Raw genomic sequence first — 17,378 nt, 5'->3', positions numbered from 1 at the left:
GGTCAACCGACCTTCCACCCCGGCCGGACCAGCCCCGACTCGTACGCGATGACGACGAGCCTGACCCGGTCCCGGGCGGCGAGCTTCGTCATGATCCTGCTGACGTGCGTCTTGGCGGTCGCGGGGCTGCAGCGGAGGGAGGCGGCTACCTCGTTGTTGGACAGCCCTCGCGCGACCAGCACGAGCACCTCACGCTCCCGCTCGGTGAGGTACGCCAGCTCCGGAAAGTGGACCGGGTCGCCGCTGCGGTCGACGTACTCCTCGATCAGCCGCCTGGTCACGGCGAGGGACAGCAGGGCGTCGCCCGCCGCCACCACGCGTACCGCCTCCAGCAGGCCGGTCGGCTCTATGTCCTTGACCAGGAACCCGACGGCGCCCGCGCGCAATCCCCTGAAGATGTACTCGTCGTTCTCGAACGTGGTGAGGATGACGACACGGACCTGGTCGAGGCGCGGGTTTCCCGCGATCCTGCGGGTTGCCTCGATGCCGTCGACTCCCGGCATCCGGACGTCCATGAGGACGACGTGCGGCCGGAGCGAGACGGTCATGTCGACCGCCTGGTCGCCCCGGCTCGCCTCCCCCACCACCTCGATGTCGTCTTCGGAGTCGAGCAGCGCGCGCAGTCCCATGCGCACGAGTGGCTGGTCGTCGGCCAGCAGGACGCGGATCACGGCTCGGGCCGCCGTAACGGCAACCGCGCCTCCACCACGAAGCCACGCCCGTCCGCGGGCGCGGCCGTGATCGTGCCGGACATCGCTCTCACCCTCTCCGTCATCCCCGCTATTCCGTTGCCGGCCCGGACGTCGTCCCCCGGGGCGCCCGCCCGTCATCCCGCACGCGAACCAGCACGTCGGCCTCGTTCACATGGACGACGACACTCGCGTGCGCCGCACCGGAATGCCTGATCACGTTGGTCAGCGACTCCTGGACGATCCGGTAGGCGGCCAGGCCGACGTCCGCGGGCACCCGGCTCGCCCGGCCCCGGACGTCGAGGTCGACCGTGATGCCGCCGGCCGCCGCCAGGCCCGCCAGCCGCTCGATCCCCTCGACGCCGGACGGGGGGAAGATCTCGGCGGCTTCGTCGACGCGGCGGAGCACGTCGAGGATCGAGCGCAGCTCCACCAGCACGTCCTTGGTCACGTGCCTGATCGTCGTCACCGCGGCGTGGGCCTTGCCGGGATCCCTGCGCAGGAGATGCTCGGCCACACCCGCCTGGATGCTGATCACCGAGATGTTGTGCGCCAGCACGTCGTGCAGTTCGCGCGCGATGCGCAGGCGCTCCTGGTCGGCCCGCCGCTGTGCCTCCATCTCACGGGTGAGCTCAGCCCGTGCCGCCTGTTCCGCGACCACTCGCAGGTGTTCGGCCCTGCTGCGCGACACTTCGCCCACAACGACGATCACCAGAATCCAGATGACCATCCAGACGTTCCCCTCGGAGACGTCCCGCTGTCCGACGGAGCGATCGGCCAGCAGCACGACGACGAGATAGACGGCCGCGCCCGTGAACCCGGCGATCCTGTGCTTGGCGGCGATCGCGGTGTAGACGGCCAGGGCCGGCGCGACGGTGAAGGCGCCGGTTCCGAATCCGAGGCCGAAATAGACAAGCGACACCAGCATGGTGAGGACCATCACCAGCGGCGGGAATCGGCGTCGCGCCACAAGGAACGCGGCGGCCACCACCAACAGCAGGTGGCCGACCCAGTACGGCGGGCTCTGCTCCGCCCGGCCCCCGGCTATGACGCTGGTGAGGACGGTGGAGACGGCGACGGCGAATGACAGGGCGCAGTCGACGACGAACGCCCTGGGCATCCGGCGCAAGCTCTCACGACCCACCTGATTCACCGTATGACGTCGCGAGCGCCGGCGGATCATCCCGCGGGATTATCCGCCGTACCTCTGGGGTGTACGCGCCGGGCGACCACGGCGCGATGACGGGGAGCCGGGCACGCGGAAGGCTCGTCGCCGGGGGATTTCCACTGCCGAGACCGTGCCGACGCCGGAGGGATGATGGATGTGGCGACGATCGCCCGCCTTCAGTTCGCGACCACCGCTTCGATCCACTTCCTTTTCGTCGCGCTGTCGCTCGGCCTCGTTGTTTTCGTGATCGCCATGGAGACCGCGTACGTCGTCACGGGCAATGTGTCGTTCGAGCGAATGACGAAGTTCTGGGGCCGGCTGTACGTCGTCAACTACGGCGTGGGCATCATCGGCGGCATCGTCGTCGAACTCCAGTTCGCGCTGAACTGGAGCACCCTGACGAAGCATTTCGGCGACGCGTTCGGCGGCGCGCTGGCATTGGAGACCCTGACCGCTTTCTTCGTCGAGTCGACGCTTCTCGGCGCCTGGATTTTCGGCTGGGGCGTGCTCGGCAGGAAAACCCACCTGGTCCTCATCTGGCTGGTCGGGATCTCCGCCTACGTGTCGGCGCTGTGGATTCTCGCCGCCAACGCGTTTCTCCAGCACCCGGTCGGGGCGCTGGACGCAGGCGGCCGTCATCTCGCCGGTTTCGGAGCGCTGCTGCGCAACCCCAACCTGTGGGACGCCTTCCTGCACGTGGTGTTCGCCTCGTTGATCGTCGGCTCGATGTTCGTGGCGGGCGTGAGCGCCTGGCACCTCCTCAGGCGCACCGGCGAGGCGGCGTTCTTCCGGCGTTCGCTGCGCATGGCCGTCGCGGTCCTGCCCGTCGGGACGCTCGCCACCGTCCATTGGGGAATGCTGCAACTCGTCGTCATCGAGGACACCCAGCCGATGAAGCTCGCGGTGCTGGAAATGACCGGCCCCGGTGGCCACGCGCCGCCGGAATGGATCGGCGTCGCCTATCAGGTCATGCTGCGGACCGGATTCGGGCTGGTGCTCCTGTCCGTGGCTCTGGTGGCGTTGCTCTTCCGCGACTGGATCATCCGGCTTCGCGTGCCTCTCCGCGTCCTGGTCGCGGCGATCCCGGTTCCGTTCGGGCTGGTCGTGGCCGGTTGGCTGGTGCGGGAGGTGGGCCGCCAGCCCTGGACCGTCTACGGCCTGCTCACCACCGAGCAGGCGGTGACGCCCATGCCCGCGAACGTCGCTCTCGTGACCTTCCTGGCGACGGCCGGGGTGATGCTGGCGCTCGCGGTCACCGGCTACTGGCTGATCGCCCGCTTCGCCCGGCGGGGACCGGAGGACGGCGCCTTCGGCACGCCTCTCGGCCAGGCCGAACCGGCCGGGCCGGTCGGCACGGCCATGATCTGACGTCGTCGAGCATCCGGGAGTACGTGTGCACGCGTTCTGGTACGGCCTGCTCGGTGCGCTGTTCGGCGTCTACCTGGTGCTGGACGGCACGGTCATCGGCGCCGGCATGCTGCTGCGCGCCTGCGGGCCCGGGGAGCGGGCGCGGCGCGCCACGCTCACCGCGTTCGGTCCGTTCTTCCTCGGCAACGAGGTGTGGCTGGTGGTCACGGTGGCGACGTTCCTGGCCGTGCTTCCCCGCTTGGAGGGGCCGCTGTTCCGCACCCACCACCACCTCGTCGTGGCCGCGCTGGTGCTCTGGACGGTCAGGGACGCCGCCGTATGGTTCCGGAGCCGGCTGGAGAGGCCGGGCTGGCGGCGTGGGTGGGACCGCGTGCTCACCGGGGCGAGCGCAGCCTTCGCGGTGGCGCTCGGACTCCTGGTCGGCAACGTGGTGACCACGACACCGGGGTCGGAGCCGGTCCGGATGCCTTTCGGCTGGTATCCGCTGCTGTGGGCGCTGACCGTGACCGTCGTCCTCCTCGTCCACGGTGCCACGTTCCTCGTCGTGCGCCTGCCCGGGGACCTGTCCGGAGGCCCGCTGCGGGTGGCCCGCCGCCTGGCCCTGCCGGCCGCCGCGTCGTACGCCGTCCTGCTGGGGGCCGGTCTCCTCGCGCCGGTGCCCTCGCAGGGGACGGCGGCGGTCGCCGCCGAGGCGACGGCCATGGTGGCCCTGGTCGTCTCGGCCAGGATCGTGGCGGCCCGGCCCCGCATCGCGCTGGCCTTGACCGCGCTCGCGGCGGCCGCCCCGGCGGTGCTCGTCGGCCTCAGCCTGGAGCCGGTCGCCGCGCGTGCACTCGCCGCCGGGTCCGCTCTGGACGCGCTGGCCGGGTTCCTCATGGTCGTGATCCCGCTCGTACTGGCGGTCCAGGCATGGACCTGGTGGGCCTTCCTCCGGCGGATCGACGCGCGTACCCCTGTCTTCTTCTGACCCGTCACGCCCGCTCGGCGGTGCGGAACAGGTCGCGTACGGCGGCGCCGAAGTAGGGGCCGTACATCGTGCGGTGGTCGTTGCTGTACTTGAAGCTGCTGACGGACGTCAGCATGCCCCGGCCGGAGGCCGGGTCGAAGCCGCTGAGCCAGGGCCCGCCGCTGGCCCCCGCCGTGAGGTCGCAGCGCAGGCCCTGATCGCGGGTCTGCCCCTGCGGGTCGCCGTGGGGGACGCCCGCGCAGTACAGCAGCCGCTCGCCGTCGTACGGAGGGTCGGCGGGGAACCCGAAACCGTAGGTCCGGCGGCTCCGGGGCGGGTCGAAGCCGATCGGCTGCCCGCCCACCAGGTCGGTCAGGTGCTGCCCGTCGAGGTCGTCCACGGCGACCATGCCCACGTCGTAGCCGTCGTTCCCGGAGCGCGACCAGGGCCCGGCGACGAACATCCGCCGTGCCGGGAAGGCGCCGTACGGCTGCCGCCCTTCGTCGTATCCGGGGACGAAGGTCCAGTTCTCCGCCCAGTCCCCGGCGCCGTCCTTGACACAGTGCCCGGCGGTGACGACCAGGTCCCTGTTCGCGCTGCGCACGGCGCTGGCGGAGCAGGAGAAGTCCACCCCGTTCAGCGTGAGGAAGACCCTGCCGGTGGTCCTCGTCACCGAACCGCCCGCCGCCCAGCGCATGCCGCTCGTGGTGGCCGGGGGCATCGCCGCCGCCTGCCGCGTCCTGCTCGCCCCGGTCGTTCCGCTGGGTCGTCGCGCCGGCTGATCGGGCGCGACGACCAGCCCGGCGGCCGGCGGCAGAGCGGCCCGGGCGAACGGGGGCAGGGCGGCCCTGGCGACGGGCGGCAGCACCGATGGGTTGAGCAGCCCGATCGGGACCGCCCGCGCCATCCGCTGCGGTGTCCAGTAGGTCCCGGAGGCGTGCCCGGCCACGTGCTCCACGACGTCTCCGATCGGGGAGACCTCCCGGTCGGGGGCTCCCAGGAGTCCGGTGACGAGGGCGGTGACGGCAAGCAAGGGGAGGCTCGGAGTCATGGCTCCCGAGTGTGGACCACGGCAAGTGTTCTCGTGGTTACTTTCGGTGAATCAGGTGAGGGCGGTGTTCTGGGCCGTGTTGTAGACCGCCTCGGCCTCCGGGCCGAAGTAGGGGCCGAACATCCAGTAGGACGCGAAGTTGTACTTGAAGCTGTTCACCGAGTTGAGCAGGCCGCTGCCGGTGCTCGCGCTGAAGTTGAGGAACCACGGGCCGCCGCTGGCGCCGCCGGTCATGCCGCAGCTCAGCCCCTGGTCCTGCGAGCTGAGGAAGTCGTCGAACGTCCGTCCGCTGCAGTAGACCAGCTTCGACCCGTCGTACGGCCCGCCCGCCGGGTAGCCGAAGGCGTACGTCTGGCGCCCGCGCGGCTGGTTGAACGCGACGCCCTGGCCGCCGACGACGTCGGTGAGGCTCTTGCCGCCCTGCGGCGCGACGACGGCGGCGGCGACGTCGTAGTTCATGTTCTCGCCCGAGTTCCACTGCGAGGTGGTGAGCAGGGTGGTCGCCGGCCAGGTGCCGTCGGGCCGGTTGCCCTGGTCGTAGCCGGGGACGAAGACCCAGTTGGCGTGGAAGGCGCCGTTCAGTTTCACGCAGTGCCCCGCGGTGATGACCACGCTCTTGTTGGCGCTGGTGACGGCGGTGCCCGAGCAGGAGGCGTTCCGCCCGGCGTCCGAACCGGCCGTGACCGTGAAGAACACCCTCCCTGTCGTCTTCACCACCGTCCCGCCCGCCGTCCAGGAGGAGCCGGAGGTCCGCGACGAGGCATAGGCCGTGCCCGTGGCGGCGGTGAGGGTGGGGGCGACCGTCGCGGGCCGTGCCGCGGACGCGTCGGCGGGCGCAGAACCGGACGCGGAGCCGGGAGCGGAGCCGGATGCCGCGAAGTGCCGGTCGCCGGTGCCGGGGGCGTCCAGCGGCTCGGCCGCCTCCATGCGTGCGACCGTCCAGAACTTCTTGACCGTACGCTGCTCGGTCGTCGTGTCGGCCGCCTCGTGAACGGCGGGCCTGGGACCGGCGGCGGCCGACCGCGTGACGGTTCCCGTCACGGCCGCCGCGGCGCCGTGCGCGGCGGGGAGCATCGCCCCCGCCGCCGCGAGGGCGGGGACCGAGAGAACGGCGAGACGTCGTGCCGTGGGGTGCATGCCTACCTCCGTGTCGGGATTCCTGAGGCGTGTCGGGATGTCCTGACGCGGGAAAGTAGCGACGCCTTCGACCGGATTTCTCGCAATCTGCCTATACGGTTATGGGCAGATTCGGTCATATATGTGCTTGTTTCTCCTCAGCATCTTCTGCGCAGCACCTCCCTCCTCGGCTCCGGCCGCTCCGCGTACGAGCCGTGCCGTTGCGGGCCCGCGGGCCGCCTCGGCGACAATGAGGGAATGAGCTCCCAATCCCTGCCGCAGCCCCGGTCTGTCGTCGTGCTGGGTTCGACCGGCTCCATCGGCACCCAGGCTCTCGACGTCGTCGCCAACGCTCCCGGGCGGTTCCGCGTGACCGCGCTCGCCGCGGGGGGCGGCAGGGTCGACCTGCTGGCGAGGCAGGCGGCCGACTTCGGGGTCGAGGCGGTGGCGGTCGCCGACCCGGCGGCCGTACCGGCGCTGCGCGAGGCCCTGGCGGCGGCGGGCGCGCGGGCGAGGGTGCTGGCGGGCCCGGAGGGGGTGGCGGAGGTCGCGGCGTCGCCCTGCGACATCGTGCTCAACGGCATCACCGGGGCCCTGGGGCTGACCTCCACGCTCGCCGCCCTCGAGGCGGGCCGGGTGCTCGCGCTGGCCAACAAGGAGTCGTTGATCGTGGGCGGCCCGCTGGTCAAGCGCCTGGCCGGGCCGGGGCAGATGATCCCGGTGGACTCCGAGCACTCCGCGCTCGCCCAGTGCCTGTGGGCGGCCGGGCCGGGCGGGGCCGACCCGGCGGCCGTACGGCGGCTGGTGGTGACGGCGAGCGGCGGCCCGTTCCGCGGCAGGAAGCGGGCCGAGCTGACGGACGTGACGCCGGAGATGGCGCTGAACCACCCGACCTGGAGCATGGGCCCGGTCATCACGGTGAACTCGGCGACGCTCGTGAACAAGGGCCTGGAGGTGATCGAGGCCCATCTGCTGTTCGACATCGGGTTCGACCGGATCGAGGTGGTGGTCCACCCGCAGTCGATCATCCACTCGATGGTGGAGTTCGCCGACGGCTCGACGGTCGCGCAGGCGAGCCCGCCCGACATGCGGCTGCCTATCTCGCTCGCGCTGGCCTACCCCGAGCGGGTGCCCGGCGCGGCCCGTGCGGTCGACTGGACCACCGCCCACACCTGGACCTTCGAGCCGCTCGACGACGAGGCGTTCCCGTCGGTCGCGCTGGCCCGCCACGTGGGCGCCCTGGGCGGCACGGCGCCGGCGGTCTACAACGCGGCGAACGAGGTGTGCGTGGAGGCGTTCCTGAAGGGCGCCCTGCCGTTCCTCGGCATCGTGGACACGGTGGAACGCGTGGTGGCCGCCCACACCCCCGGCCCGGCGGCGTCCGTGGAGGAGGTCCTCACGGCGGACGCGTGGGCGAGGGCGCGGGCGGCCGAGCTGACGAGCTGATTCGCCGGACACTCCCTGCCCTTGGCGCGACCCGGGTCAGGCGGGTCGCGCCGGCGGGCGGCGGGGTCAGGCCGCCGAGCAGGTCAGCGACGGGGTGCTGCCGCTCGACCCGTTGGCCAGGAAGCCGAACGTGGTCGAGGCGCCGGCGCCCAGGCTGCCGTTGTAGCTCACGTTCTTCACGCTGACGTCGCTACCGGACTGACTGAGCGTGCCGTTCCAGACCTGCGTGATCGTGACGCCGCTCGGCTGGGTCCACTTGACAGTCCAGCCGCCGATGGACGAGGAGCCGGCCTTCACCGTCACCTCACCCTGGAAGCCGCTGCCCCACGAGCTGGCGACCTTGTAGGTGGCCGAGCAGCCGCCGGGGCCGCCGGTCGGGCTCGTCGACGGGCTGGGAGACGCGCTGGGCGACGGGCTGGGCGAGGTGTTGGGGCTGCGGGTCGGCGACGGGGAGACGGCCGGGCTGGGGCTCGGGCTGGTGGGCGGGTTGCCCGGGTCGCCGACGCCGGTCACCTCGCCGTTGCCGCCGTCGAAGACGACGTCCGAGCAGTTGTAGAACGTCTCGTTGCTGTCCGAGCGCTGCCACACCGAGTAGATGATGTGGCGGCCGGACTTGCCGGACGGCAGCTTCGCGTTCCAGTAGTAGTAGGAGTCCGCGTTGCCCGGCGAGCCGACGCTCGGCGGGTCGGTGACGCTGTCGAAGGGCACGGACTCCAGGTCGCTCCACGCCAGCGGGCGGGTGGGGCTCCAGGAGTCCTTCGTGATGTACGACCGGAACGTGCCCGGGTGGGCGGCCCACTTGTTGTACCGCATCTGGATGGTCGCCCCGGACGTGAGGTGGGTGACCGGCCAGTCGTCGCGGGCGAGGTCGAAGCCGCTGAAGTCGTACACGACGGCGCCGCCGCTGCACAGCTGGCCGTCCGGGATGAAGCCGGACATGCGGCCCGCGCCGTCCGACCGCAGCACGGCGAACCAGTTGTACAGCGCGTTGACCCCGCTCTTCGCGACCGCGGCCGCGCAGGCCGGGTTCTTCGGCTGGATGGCGCCGTTCTGGGTCAGGCCGTCCTTCCAGCACAGGTACGTACGGCTGCCCGGCGTCATCATCGCGCCGTGCGCGGACGCCGGGGAGGCGAGCACGACGGCGGAGACGAGGGCGGACAGCGCGGCGACGATCAGCCCGATCATCGCTTTCGTTGGTCTTCTTCGTGGTCTACCCACGGGCTACCCTTTCGCGTGGTCATGGCTGCCGCACTCGTGGTGCAGCACGGCACCGCCGACGGCGCGAGCACGTCGGCCCGGGGGGACAGCCGTTGACTTACCGACCAGGTGGTGCGAGAGCGCTCACGCGATTCGGACTTTAGGTCGGCCTCCGCCGCCTGCCCACCCGTCCGCGGCCACGGCGCCCGTCCGCGCAGGTGACGGCTCTTCCTTCAGTCGCGGGTCATGAAACCTTCATTCGTCGTGAAAAGGTTTCGGGCCGTCCGCCCTCTCGGCACTCCTTAGACTGGGAGGGCCCCTCCATCGGGTGTCGCCTATTACACAAGGTGCAGAAATGTCTGTTGATCTCGGGATTCCCGCCGTACGGACCCAGCCGATCGCCAAGCGGCGGGTGTCACGTCAGATCATGGTCGGCTCGGTCCCCGTCGGCGGGGACGCGCCGGTCTCGGTGCAGTCCATGACCACCACGCTGACCGCCGACGTCAACGCCACCCTGCAGCAGATCGCGGAGCTCACCGCGGCGGGCTGTCAGATCGTCCGGGTCGCGGTCCCCTCGCAGGACGACGCCGACGCGCTGCCGGCCATCGCGAGGAAGTCCAAGATCCCGGTCATCGCCGACATCCATTTTCAGCCCAAATACGTCTTCGCGGCGATCGAGGCCGGATGCGCGGCCGTCCGGGTGAACCCCGGGAACATCAAGAAGTTCGACGACAAGGTCGGCGAGATCGCCCGCGCCGCCTCCGACGCCGGCGTGCCGATCAGGATCGGCGTCAACGCGGGCTCGCTCGACCCGCGCCTGCTGCAGAAGTACGGCAAGGCCACCCCGGAGGCCCTGGTCGAGTCGGCGCTGTGGGAGTGCTCCCTGTTCGAGGAGCACGGCTTCCGCGACATCAAGATCTCGGTGAAGCACAACGACCCGGTCGTCATGATCCAGGCGTACCGGCTGCTCGCCCAGCGCTGCGACTACCCGCTGCACCTCGGCGTGACCGAGGCGGGACCGGCCTTCCAGGGCACGATCAAGTCGGCGGTGGCGTTCGGCGCGCTGCTGGCTGAGGGGATCGGCGACACCATCCGGGTGTCGCTGTCGGCGCCTCCGGTCGAGGAGGTCAAGGTCGGCACGCAGATCCTCGAGTCGCTCGGCCTGCGCGAGCGCGGCCTGGAGATCGTCTCCTGCCCGTCCTGCGGCCGGGCCCAGGTGGACGTGTACACCCTCGCCGAGCAGGTGCAGGCCGGGCTGACCGGGCTCAAGGTGCCGCTGCGCGTGGCCGTCATGGGCTGTGTGGTCAACGGCCCCGGCGAGGCCAGGGAGGCCGACCTCGGCGTCGCCTCCGGCAACGGCAAGGGCCAGATCTTCGTGAAGGGCGAGGTCATCAAGACCGTCCCCGAGTCGCAGATCGTCGAGACCCTCATCGAGGAGGCCCTGCGCCTGGCCGAGGAGATGGGCGTCGACGTGGACCTCGACGACGAGGCCACCGGTCCGGAGGTCGTCGTCCGCTGACCCCGGCATTACATATCGCAATGCTCTGACTACACAATGGCAATGATCGGGTAGTACGGTCCGTGCTCGGCCGACCACATCGCGAAGCTTTCCTCTGCTGTTCGGAAGCAGAGGAGCTATGCGGTGAAGCGGGTCGTTGGTGTGGTCGCGGGCATCGCGACGCTGGTCGCCGGACTGGTCGGGCCGGAAGGGGTGGCCGCCGGATCGGACCGGACGGGGCACTGGGGCCCGCCGCAGCGTCCGCTCGAATGGAAGCAGTGCCCGCCGGAGACGAACTCGGCCTCCGGCGGCCTGCTCGGCCTCGGCTCGGCCCGCCGGATCCGGCCGATGCGGGCCGGCCCGCCGGGCGACCGGCGGGAGCCGGTGCAGGAGTGCGCGGAGCTGCGGGTCCCGCTCGACTACCGCGAGCCGTACGGCCAGCAGATCACGCTGGCGCTCAATCGCATCAAGGGCACCGCCTCACGTGACGGCAACCACCTCGGCGCCCTGCTGGTCAACCCCGGCGGGCCGGGCGGCGAGGGGCTCAGCCTGGCCAGGTACGTCGCGGCGCGGCTGCCGAAGGACGTCGCGGCGCGGTTCGACATCATCGGTTTCGCGCCGCGCGGGGTGGCGCCCAGCCAGCCCGCCATGTCGTGCGTGGACCCGGCCCGCTTCTACGCGCCGCCCCGTCCCGACAACGTGCCGAGGAACGACGCCGAGGAACAGGTGCTGGTCGGCCGGGCCAGGCAGTACGCCGAGGGCTGCGGCAACCGCTGGGCCTGGTTCCTGCCCTACCTGACCACCGAGAACTCCGCGCGGGACATGGACGCGGTGCGCGCGGCGCTCGGCGAGGAGAAGATCAGCTACCTCGGCTACTCGTACGGCACCTACCTGGGGGCGGTCTACGCCACCCTGTTCCCGCAGCGGGTGCGCCGGTTGGTGCTCGACAGCGTGGTGGACCCCGACGGCGTCTGGTACGAGGCCAACATCGCCCAGGACCACAGCTTCGACCGGCGGCACCGCGACTTCCTCGCCTGGGTGGCCGAGCACGACGACGTCTACAAGCTGGGCAAGACGCAGGCGGCGGTGTCCTTCGCGTGGTACTCCATGCGCTCCCGCCTGCACGACAGGCCCGCGGGCGGGGTCGTGGGCCCGAGCGAACTGGACGACGTCTTCTCCAACGGCGCCTACAGCGACCGGCTCTGGCCGTACCTCGGCGCCGCCTTCTCGACCTACGTCCGCGACGGCGACCCCTCCGTCCTGGTGAAGCTTTTCCACCTGGAGGCCGAGATCGACGCGGAGGAGGAGAACTCCTACGCGGTCTACCTGGGGGTGGAGTGCCGCGACGCGGCCTGGCCCCGGTCCTGGGACCGCTGGCGGGCCGACACGCGCCGGGCGCACACCGAGGCGCCGTTCATGGCCTGGCCCAACGCCGTCTACAACGCGCCGTGCGCCTTCTGGCCGGAGAAGGGCGGCACGCCGGTCAAGGTGGGCACGTCGCACCTGCCGCCCGTCCTGCTGATCCAGGCCGAGCGCGACGCCGCCACGCCGTACGAGGGGGCGCTGCGCATGCGCCGCCTGTTCCCGACCGCGCGCCTGCTCACCTCGGGCGGCGGCAACCACGGCGTGTCGCTCGCCGGGAACGCCTGCGCGGACCGTCAACTGGCGGCCTACCTGCGCGACGCGGCGCTGTTGCCGCTGCGCAAGGGCACGCGGGGCGCCGACGCGACCTGCCCGGGCGAGCCGGAGCCGCGGGCCGCGCTGATGAAGGTCGCGGCGGGTGCGCCCGGAACGGCGTCCCACGTCTCTGCCGTGGGGCGGTGAGCCAGGCCGGGCCGATACCTCCCAAACGCGAACCGTTCGCGTAGGCTGGGCCCGTGATGCTGCGAACATCGGCGTCGCGCGTGCTCGACGACAGCGATCGTGACGAGGTGCTGGCGCTCCTCGACACCGATCCGGTCGCCAATGTGTTCGTAGCGGCCCGGGTCAGGGCCGTCGGCCTCAGCCCTTCACGGCTCGGCGGTCAGATGTGGGGCTACGGCCCGCGCGGGGGACTGGTGTCCCTGTGCTACGCGGGGGCCAACCTGGTGCCCGTGAACGCCACCCGCGAGGCCGTACACGCCTTCGCCGACCGGGCGCGCAAGCAGGGCCGTCGCTGCTCGTCCATCGTCGGCCCGGCCGGCGCGGTGGAACAGCTCTGGGAGCGGCTGGAGCCGCACTGGGGCGGCGCCCGGGCGATCCGGTGGGCCCAGCCGGTCATGGCCACGAGTTCCGCGCCCGCCGTCGAGCCGGACCCGCTCGTACGGAGGGTCCGCCCCGAGGAGTTCGGCATCCTGCTGCCCGCCTGCGTGGCGATGTTCACCGAAGAGGTGGGCGTCTCGCCGGACAACGGCGATGGTGGAGCGCTCTACCGGTCCAGGGTCGCCGAGCTCATCCGCATCGGGCGGTCGTACGCGCGCATCGACGACGGCCAAGTGGTCTTCAAGGCCGAGATCGGCGCGGTGACGCCGCAGGCGTGCCAGATCCAGGGCGTGTGGGTCCACCCCGACCTGCGCGGGCGCGGCCACGCCGCGGCCGGCATGGCCGCCGTGGTCGAGCAGGCGCTGAAGTACTTCGCCCCGGTCGTGACCCTCTACGTGAACGACTTCAACCTCCCGGCCAGGGCCGTCTACCGCAAGGTGGGCTTCCGGGAGGTCGACACGTTCATGTCCGTGCTGTTCTGAGCGTTGCTGTTCTGAGCGCGTCTGTTCTGAGCGTTGCTGTTCTGAGCGTTGAGGCCGGCCTGCGCCGGTCGCACCAGCCGGGTCAGCAGATGGTCCAGCTCGGACGCGGGGTCGCCGGTCAGCCCGGCGTGCACCGGCCCGGTCTGCACGACCGTGCTGCGCGGCGCGGTGAGCCAGCGGAACCGGGCGCCCAGCGGCTCCCCGCACAGGGGGCCCGCCTCCTCGCCGCACGCCCGCTCGTAGGCGGCCAGGGCGAGCCGTACGCCGGGCAGGTCCACCGGCCCGCCCAGCGCCAGCAGCCGGGCCTCGTCCAGCTCGATCCGCGCGCACAGATAGCCGCGCGGCTGGCAGTAGAGGATGACCCCGGCGTTGACCAGTTCGCCCCGCTCCACGCTCGGCACCACGCGGATCACCGCGTACTCGTAGACGTCCAGGTCGCTCATCGGCCGCCCTCTCGCGCCGCACGCCAGAAACCGCCGATCGTCGCGCTCCGCTCGCCGCGGCGCGGTGCGGAAGCCGTGGCGGTGTCGCCGGCGGGGTCCGGTAGCCAGTCGCGGGGCCCGGCGACCCGGGCGAGCAGGTGCTCGGTGTAGGCCCGCCGTACGGCCTGCGCGTCGGCGAAGCCCGGCTCGCCCTCCAGCCACTCGTCCGGCACCAGCGCGGTCACCTCGTCGAGCAGCGGGCGGGTGACGAGCCCGGCCAGGTCCGCGTCGGCCTGCTCCAGCTTCGTCGCGAACGGCGCGAGCACGTGGTCGCGGCCGTCGAACCGCCGGCGCGGGTCGGCCGTCGGCCAGTTGTGGTGGAACCACAGGGCCGCGCCGTGGTCGATCAGCCACACCCCGCCGTGCCAGACGAGCAGATTCGGGTTGCGCCAGCTCCGGTCGACGTTGTGGACGAAGGCGTCGAACCACAGCACCCGGGAGGCGAACTCGGCGTCGGGCTCCCAGGCGAGCGGGTCGAAGCCGAGCGCTCCCGGCAGGAAGTCGATCGCGAGGTTGTGCCCGGCGCTCGCGGTGAGCAGGTCCTGGATCTCCTCGTCGGGCTCGCGGACGCCGAGTTGCGGGTCGAGGTCGATGACCTTGAGCTCCGGCGTGGCGAAGCCGAGCCGCCTGGCGAGTTCGGCGCAGATGATCTCGGCGACGAGTACCCGCCGCCCCTGCCCCGCACCGCGGAACTTGACGACGTACGTGCCGAGGTCGTCGGCTTCGACGACTCCGGGCAGCGACCCGCCCTCGCGCAGGGGCGCGACGTACCGGGTCGCCGTGATCTGTTCAAGCACAGAAAGAAGGCTACCGGCAGGGCCGGCGGGCACTCCCCTCCACGCGCCCGCCGGCCGTTCGGCCATTTCAGTCCGGTCGGTTCACTTCGGTCGGCTCACTTGGCCTTGCTCCGGCAGCCACCACATCCGGCCCTCCGCGACGTCGTGGTAGACGTCGAGCAGATCCATGCCGGTGGTCTTGCTGCGTGACTCGGCGGCGGCCCAGGCGTACACGCCGCGTGCGATCGAACCGCGCTCCTGCTGGACCCGCATCGCGTAGACGAGGGCCCTGATCTCGTGCACCCTGCGGTTCTCGGGCTCGGCCTGCGCGGCAAGTTCGGCGAGCTGGCAGGCCAGGCGCAGGTCGCCGTCGGCCGCCGCGGCGACGGCCGTCCCGCGACCGATGCCGCGCCTGCCGACAGCTCGGCGACCGCGCGGGCGAACACGGCGTCCGGCGCGGGCTTGAGGTTGGCGGGGTTGCCGTCGTGCCAGCCGCCGTGCAGCCGCCAGATGTTGCGGACGATGAACTCGGGCTCGTCGTGACGCTCACGGAGATAAGGCCGCCCGGCGAGCGCGGGCGGCGGCTTGACCGAGTGCAGGATCTCGTCCAGGCGGGCGCCGGCGTTCATCAGGTCGAGCGTCTGCTCCACCAGGCTGTCGAGATAGTCGGCCGTGTCGGTGAGCGCCCGGCGCACCCGGGCGGCTCCGCGGATCGGCAGCCCACGCCCGGGGAGCAGCAGGTCGGCGTCGAGTGCGGCCATGGTCCGCAGCGCCACCGCCCAGTCGTCCGGATAGCGCTGGATCCGCTGTGGGTCGCCCGCCCCGGGGACCGTCCAGGCGAACAGGTCGCCGGTCAGCAGCACGCCCCGCTCGGGCAGGAACGCCCAGGTGGCGTCGTCGGTGTCACCACGGGCGTGGGTGAGCTGGAAGGTGACGTCTCCCAGCGACAGGGACAGCCGGTCGCGGTAGGTCAGGTCGGGGAGCCGCTGCGGCGGCGGCCAGACCATCCGGGGGAAGCCCTGCTCGCGCAGGTCGACGACCGCGTTGTAGCCGGCCGTCCTGCCGTGCTGGGTGAGCCTGCGGGCCAGCCCCTCCTGCGCCACCACCAGCGGGCGAGGGCTCGGCTCGGCATCGAACTCCTCCATCCCGGCCAGCCGGTCGGCTCGGCTGCGGGAGAAGATCGCGTATTTGAGCGGCTCGGCCGACCACTTCCTGATCGCGCGGTACGAATGCTCGGCCTCGTGGGCGTCGCCCGTGTCGAAGAGACCCAGCCCGTCCTCGCCACGGACCACGTACACGTTGCCGCACGCCGGCCACATCGCCACGCCGTAGGCGATCTCCTGCACTCCGTCGCGGCGCAACTCCGCGTAGGGCACGTCCTCGGGGCGCACCGAACCACGCCAGACCTCGTCGGCGTACGAAAGGATCGGTGATTCCATGGTCAGAGCCTGATCCTCCGCGCGGACGGTGCACAGTAGGGAGATCCCTAATGTCCGTGCCGGCCCCTGCCGGCCCCTGCCGATCCGTGCTGACCGGTGCCATCCGTGCCGCCCCCTGCGACCCTTGCCGATCGCTGCGACATGTGTCGACTGTGCGACCCCTGCGACCCCTGCGGGCCGTCCCTGCGACCCCTGCGACCCTGCGGGCCGTCCCTGCGACCCCTGCGACCCTGCGGGCCGTCCCTGCGATCCATGCGACCCGTGCCGGTGTCGATCTTGGTGCCGGTGCCGGTGCCGGTTTCGGTGCTGGTGCTGGTGTCGGCGTCGGTGGTCCGGCTTTGGAACCGAGCCATCGACACCGGTGTGGCGAGGGCCGGTGCCAAACAGATGTGGCGTTCAATACGGCGGCACGTCGAGGTGGGTGCTGAAGGACGTTGCTCCGGCTTCGCCGTCCGCCTCACCGCTGGTCGTGCCGTCATGTCCGCCGCTGCGGGGCGGAGGAGGGCTTGGTGGAACCATGATCGTGTCCGATGCTCCGGGGAGGTCGGCGGGCAGGCGTCCGGGCGGGGCGTCGGGCCAGTTACGGGGCCGGGGTTGGGGGACAGGCTGGTGATCTTCGGCAGCGGGCTGGGGTAGGGGTGTCCGAGCGGGCTGGTCCAGACGATCACGTGGGGTCCCGCCGCGGTGACCCGCCAGCCGCCGAGGTGCCTGGCGCGGTGATCGTGGCGGCAGGCCAGGTGGAGGTTGTCGGCAGTGGTGGCGCCGTCGTCGGCCCAGGCATGGATGTGGTCCTGGTCGTCCGGGTGGCGGGCATGCGGCAGCCCGGCCAGGAGCAGACCCGGCCCCGAATCTGGACGTATCGGCGTAAGGCCGCACCGGCATGCCGTCGACCGGCCGATTCGGCCGACTCAGCCGCATCAGGTGAACGAGTGCCGGGGCGGCCGGTGTCCGGCTGCCGGTCTCAGCGAGCTGGGCATGACGGGCCAGGTCGGCGACCAGCGGGGCCCAGACGCCGGTGATGCCGGGTGCGGCGGCCAGTTCGCGAACTTGGGAGAGGGTGACCTGAAGCTCGACGATGCCGCCGCGCCGCGCATCGCGTGCGGGTCGTTGCGCGGGCGGGCACGGGCGCCGCCCGGTGATGCCGGTCAGCAGCAAATGCCCATTGTCGGCACAGACGACATATCGCCATTGCCCGGCGAGCATGGACGCGACGATCTGGCGGGCCTGAGCGGCGTGGACCATGCCCCAGCCGGGCAAGTGGGCCGGGTGCTCATCGAGACCGAGGAGGGTAGTCAGCTCCACCCGTATCTCCGGCACCGACCATGCCCGCGCTGACCATGCCTGTGCCGACCGTGTCTGCGCCGATGACTGTCCAGCCTGTGTCGACGCCTGTGCCGGCCATGCCTGTGCCGACGCCTGCCCAGCCTGTGCTGCCCGTGCCTGTGCCGACGCCTGTCCAGCCCCTGCCGATGATTGTGC

15 protein-coding genes and 2 pseudogenes are annotated in these 17,378 nt (G+C 71.7%); 7 read left to right on the top strand and 10 right to left on the bottom strand.

What is annotated here, in order from left to right; translation table 11 throughout:
- Positions 1–2 precede the first annotated feature (2 nt).
- The gene (locus tag B1L11_RS30695) at positions 3–671 is read right to left on the bottom strand and encodes a response regulator transcription factor (protein WP_079318894.1); all 669 of its coding nucleotides are present in this window, start codon (positions 669–671) and stop codon (positions 3–5) included.
- A gap of 109 nt (positions 672–780) precedes the next feature.
- Positions 781–1,833, bottom strand: a complete 1,053-nt coding sequence (locus B1L11_RS30690; protein ID WP_179155398.1) for a sensor histidine kinase — start codon at positions 1,831–1,833, stop codon at positions 781–783.
- 174 nt (positions 1,834–2,007) lie between these two features.
- Here B1L11_RS30690 and B1L11_RS30685 point away from each other — a divergent pair, with 174 nt between their 5' ends.
- Complete coding sequence (locus B1L11_RS30685; RefSeq protein ID WP_079318892.1) at positions 2,008–3,225, top strand: cytochrome ubiquinol oxidase subunit I; 1,218 nt, start codon at positions 2,008–2,010, stop codon at positions 3,223–3,225.
- Positions 3,226–3,250: 25 nt separating this feature from the next.
- Entirely contained in the window at positions 3,251–4,192 is a 942-nt protein-coding gene (locus B1L11_RS30680; protein WP_079318891.1) for a cytochrome d ubiquinol oxidase subunit II, read from the top strand.
- Between the two features lie 4 nt (positions 4,193–4,196).
- On the opposite strand, the gene B1L11_RS30675 is transcribed toward B1L11_RS30680, so the two are convergent.
- Positions 4,197–5,222, bottom strand: coding sequence for a serine protease (locus B1L11_RS30675; protein ID WP_079318890.1), 1,026 nt, complete (start codon positions 5,220–5,222; stop codon positions 4,197–4,199).
- Between the two features lie 51 nt (positions 5,223–5,273).
- Complete coding sequence (locus B1L11_RS30670; RefSeq protein WP_079318889.1) at positions 5,274–6,359, bottom strand: serine protease; 1,086 nt, start codon at positions 6,357–6,359, stop codon at positions 5,274–5,276.
- A 237-nt stretch (positions 6,360–6,596) separates the two neighbouring features.
- Between B1L11_RS30670 and dxr the strand changes: the two genes are divergently transcribed.
- Complete coding sequence (gene dxr / locus B1L11_RS30665) at positions 6,597–7,784, top strand: 1-deoxy-D-xylulose-5-phosphate reductoisomerase (protein WP_079318888.1); 1,188 nt, start codon at positions 6,597–6,599, stop codon at positions 7,782–7,784.
- 66 nt (positions 7,785–7,850) lie between these two features.
- On the opposite strand, the gene B1L11_RS30660 is transcribed toward dxr, so the two are convergent.
- Entirely contained in the window at positions 7,851–8,969 is a 1,119-nt protein-coding gene (locus B1L11_RS30660; protein ID WP_079318887.1) for a lytic polysaccharide monooxygenase, read from the bottom strand.
- A gap of 367 nt (positions 8,970–9,336) precedes the next feature.
- Between B1L11_RS30660 and ispG the strand changes: the two genes are divergently transcribed.
- The 3 genes from ispG (at position 9,337) to B1L11_RS30645 (ending at position 13,202) form a co-directional block, all read left to right on the top strand.
- Positions 9,337–10,500 carry a flavodoxin-dependent (E)-4-hydroxy-3-methylbut-2-enyl-diphosphate synthase gene (ispG, locus tag B1L11_RS30655; RefSeq protein ID WP_079318886.1) on the top strand — a complete coding sequence of 388 codons (1,164 nt, stop codon included), beginning with the start codon at positions 9,337–9,339 and terminating at the stop codon, positions 10,498–10,500.
- Between the two features lie 123 nt (positions 10,501–10,623).
- Positions 10,624–12,303: an alpha/beta hydrolase gene (locus B1L11_RS30650; protein ID WP_079318885.1), complete on the top strand. Its 1,680-nt coding sequence runs from the start codon at positions 10,624–10,626 to the stop codon at positions 12,301–12,303.
- 56 nt (positions 12,304–12,359) lie between these two features.
- On the top strand, positions 12,360–13,202 hold the full coding sequence (locus B1L11_RS30645; protein ID WP_079318884.1) for a GNAT family N-acetyltransferase: 843 nt from the start codon (positions 12,360–12,362) through the stop codon (positions 13,200–13,202).
- A 68-nt stretch (positions 13,203–13,270) separates the two neighbouring features.
- Here B1L11_RS30645 and B1L11_RS30640 read toward each other — a convergent pair.
- The 5 genes and pseudogenes from B1L11_RS30640 to B1L11_RS55315 form a co-directional block, all read right to left on the bottom strand.
- Positions 13,271–13,645 (bottom strand): annotated as a pseudogene (locus B1L11_RS30640) (DUF3037 domain-containing protein); the annotation flags it as partial.
- Positions 13,642–14,481: a HipA family kinase gene (locus tag B1L11_RS30635; protein ID WP_079318882.1), complete on the bottom strand. Its 840-nt coding sequence runs from the start codon at positions 14,479–14,481 to the stop codon at positions 13,642–13,644. The pseudogene B1L11_RS30640 and the gene B1L11_RS30635, both read right to left, overlap by 4 nt.
- 81 nt (positions 14,482–14,562) lie before the next feature.
- Positions 14,563–14,817, bottom strand: a complete 255-nt coding sequence (locus tag B1L11_RS55320) for a hypothetical protein (RefSeq protein WP_372974749.1) — start codon at positions 14,815–14,817, stop codon at positions 14,563–14,565.
- Between the two features lie 98 nt (positions 14,818–14,915).
- Positions 14,916–15,779: pseudogene (locus B1L11_RS30630) on the bottom strand (alkyl sulfatase dimerization domain-containing protein); the annotation flags it as partial.
- Between the two features lie 167 nt (positions 15,780–15,946).
- Entirely contained in the window at positions 15,947–16,684 is a 738-nt protein-coding gene (locus B1L11_RS55315) for a hypothetical protein (RefSeq protein ID WP_372974748.1), read from the bottom strand.
- Between the two features lie 190 nt (positions 16,685–16,874).
- Here B1L11_RS55315 and B1L11_RS30620 point away from each other — a divergent pair, with 190 nt between their 5' ends.
- Positions 16,875–17,234 carry a hypothetical protein gene (locus tag B1L11_RS30620; protein WP_079318881.1) on the top strand — a complete coding sequence of 120 codons (360 nt, stop codon included), beginning with the start codon at positions 16,875–16,877 and terminating at the stop codon, positions 17,232–17,234.
- The last annotated feature ends 144 nt before the right edge of the window (positions 17,235–17,378 follow it).

This window comes from Microbispora sp. GKU 823, assembly GCF_002027145.1.
Lineage (GTDB): Bacteria > Actinomycetota > Actinomycetes > Streptosporangiales > Streptosporangiaceae > Microbispora > Microbispora siamensis.
Note: the sequence above shows the minus strand (reverse complement) of the source record. Positions and strands in the feature narration are given on the sequence as shown.

What these genes read in the sequence shown, in the direction of transcription:
- B1L11_RS30620 (WP_079318881.1), top strand. Translation starts at nt 16,875, where the DNA reads ATGACGGGCCAGGTCGGCGACCAGCGGGGCCCAGACGCCGGTGATGCC.
- B1L11_RS30645 (WP_079318884.1), top strand. Translation starts at nt 12,360, where the DNA reads ATGCTGCGAACATCGGCGTCGCGCGTGCTCGACGACAGCGATCGTGAC.
- B1L11_RS30670 (WP_079318889.1), bottom strand. Translation starts at nt 6,359, where the DNA reads ATGCACCCCACGGCACGACGTCTCGCCGTTCTCTCGGTCCCCGCCCTC.
- dxr (WP_079318888.1), top strand. Translation starts at nt 6,597, where the DNA reads ATGAGCTCCCAATCCCTGCCGCAGCCCCGGTCTGTCGTCGTGCTGGGT.
- ispG (WP_079318886.1), top strand. Translation starts at nt 9,337, where the DNA reads ATGTCTGTTGATCTCGGGATTCCCGCCGTACGGACCCAGCCGATCGCC.
- B1L11_RS30660 (WP_079318887.1), bottom strand. Translation starts at nt 8,969, where the DNA reads ATGATCGGGCTGATCGTCGCCGCGCTGTCCGCCCTCGTCTCCGCCGTC.
- B1L11_RS30685 (WP_079318892.1), top strand. Translation starts at nt 2,008, where the DNA reads ATGGATGTGGCGACGATCGCCCGCCTTCAGTTCGCGACCACCGCTTCG.
- B1L11_RS30675 (WP_079318890.1), bottom strand. Translation starts at nt 5,222, where the DNA reads ATGACTCCGAGCCTCCCCTTGCTTGCCGTCACCGCCCTCGTCACCGGA.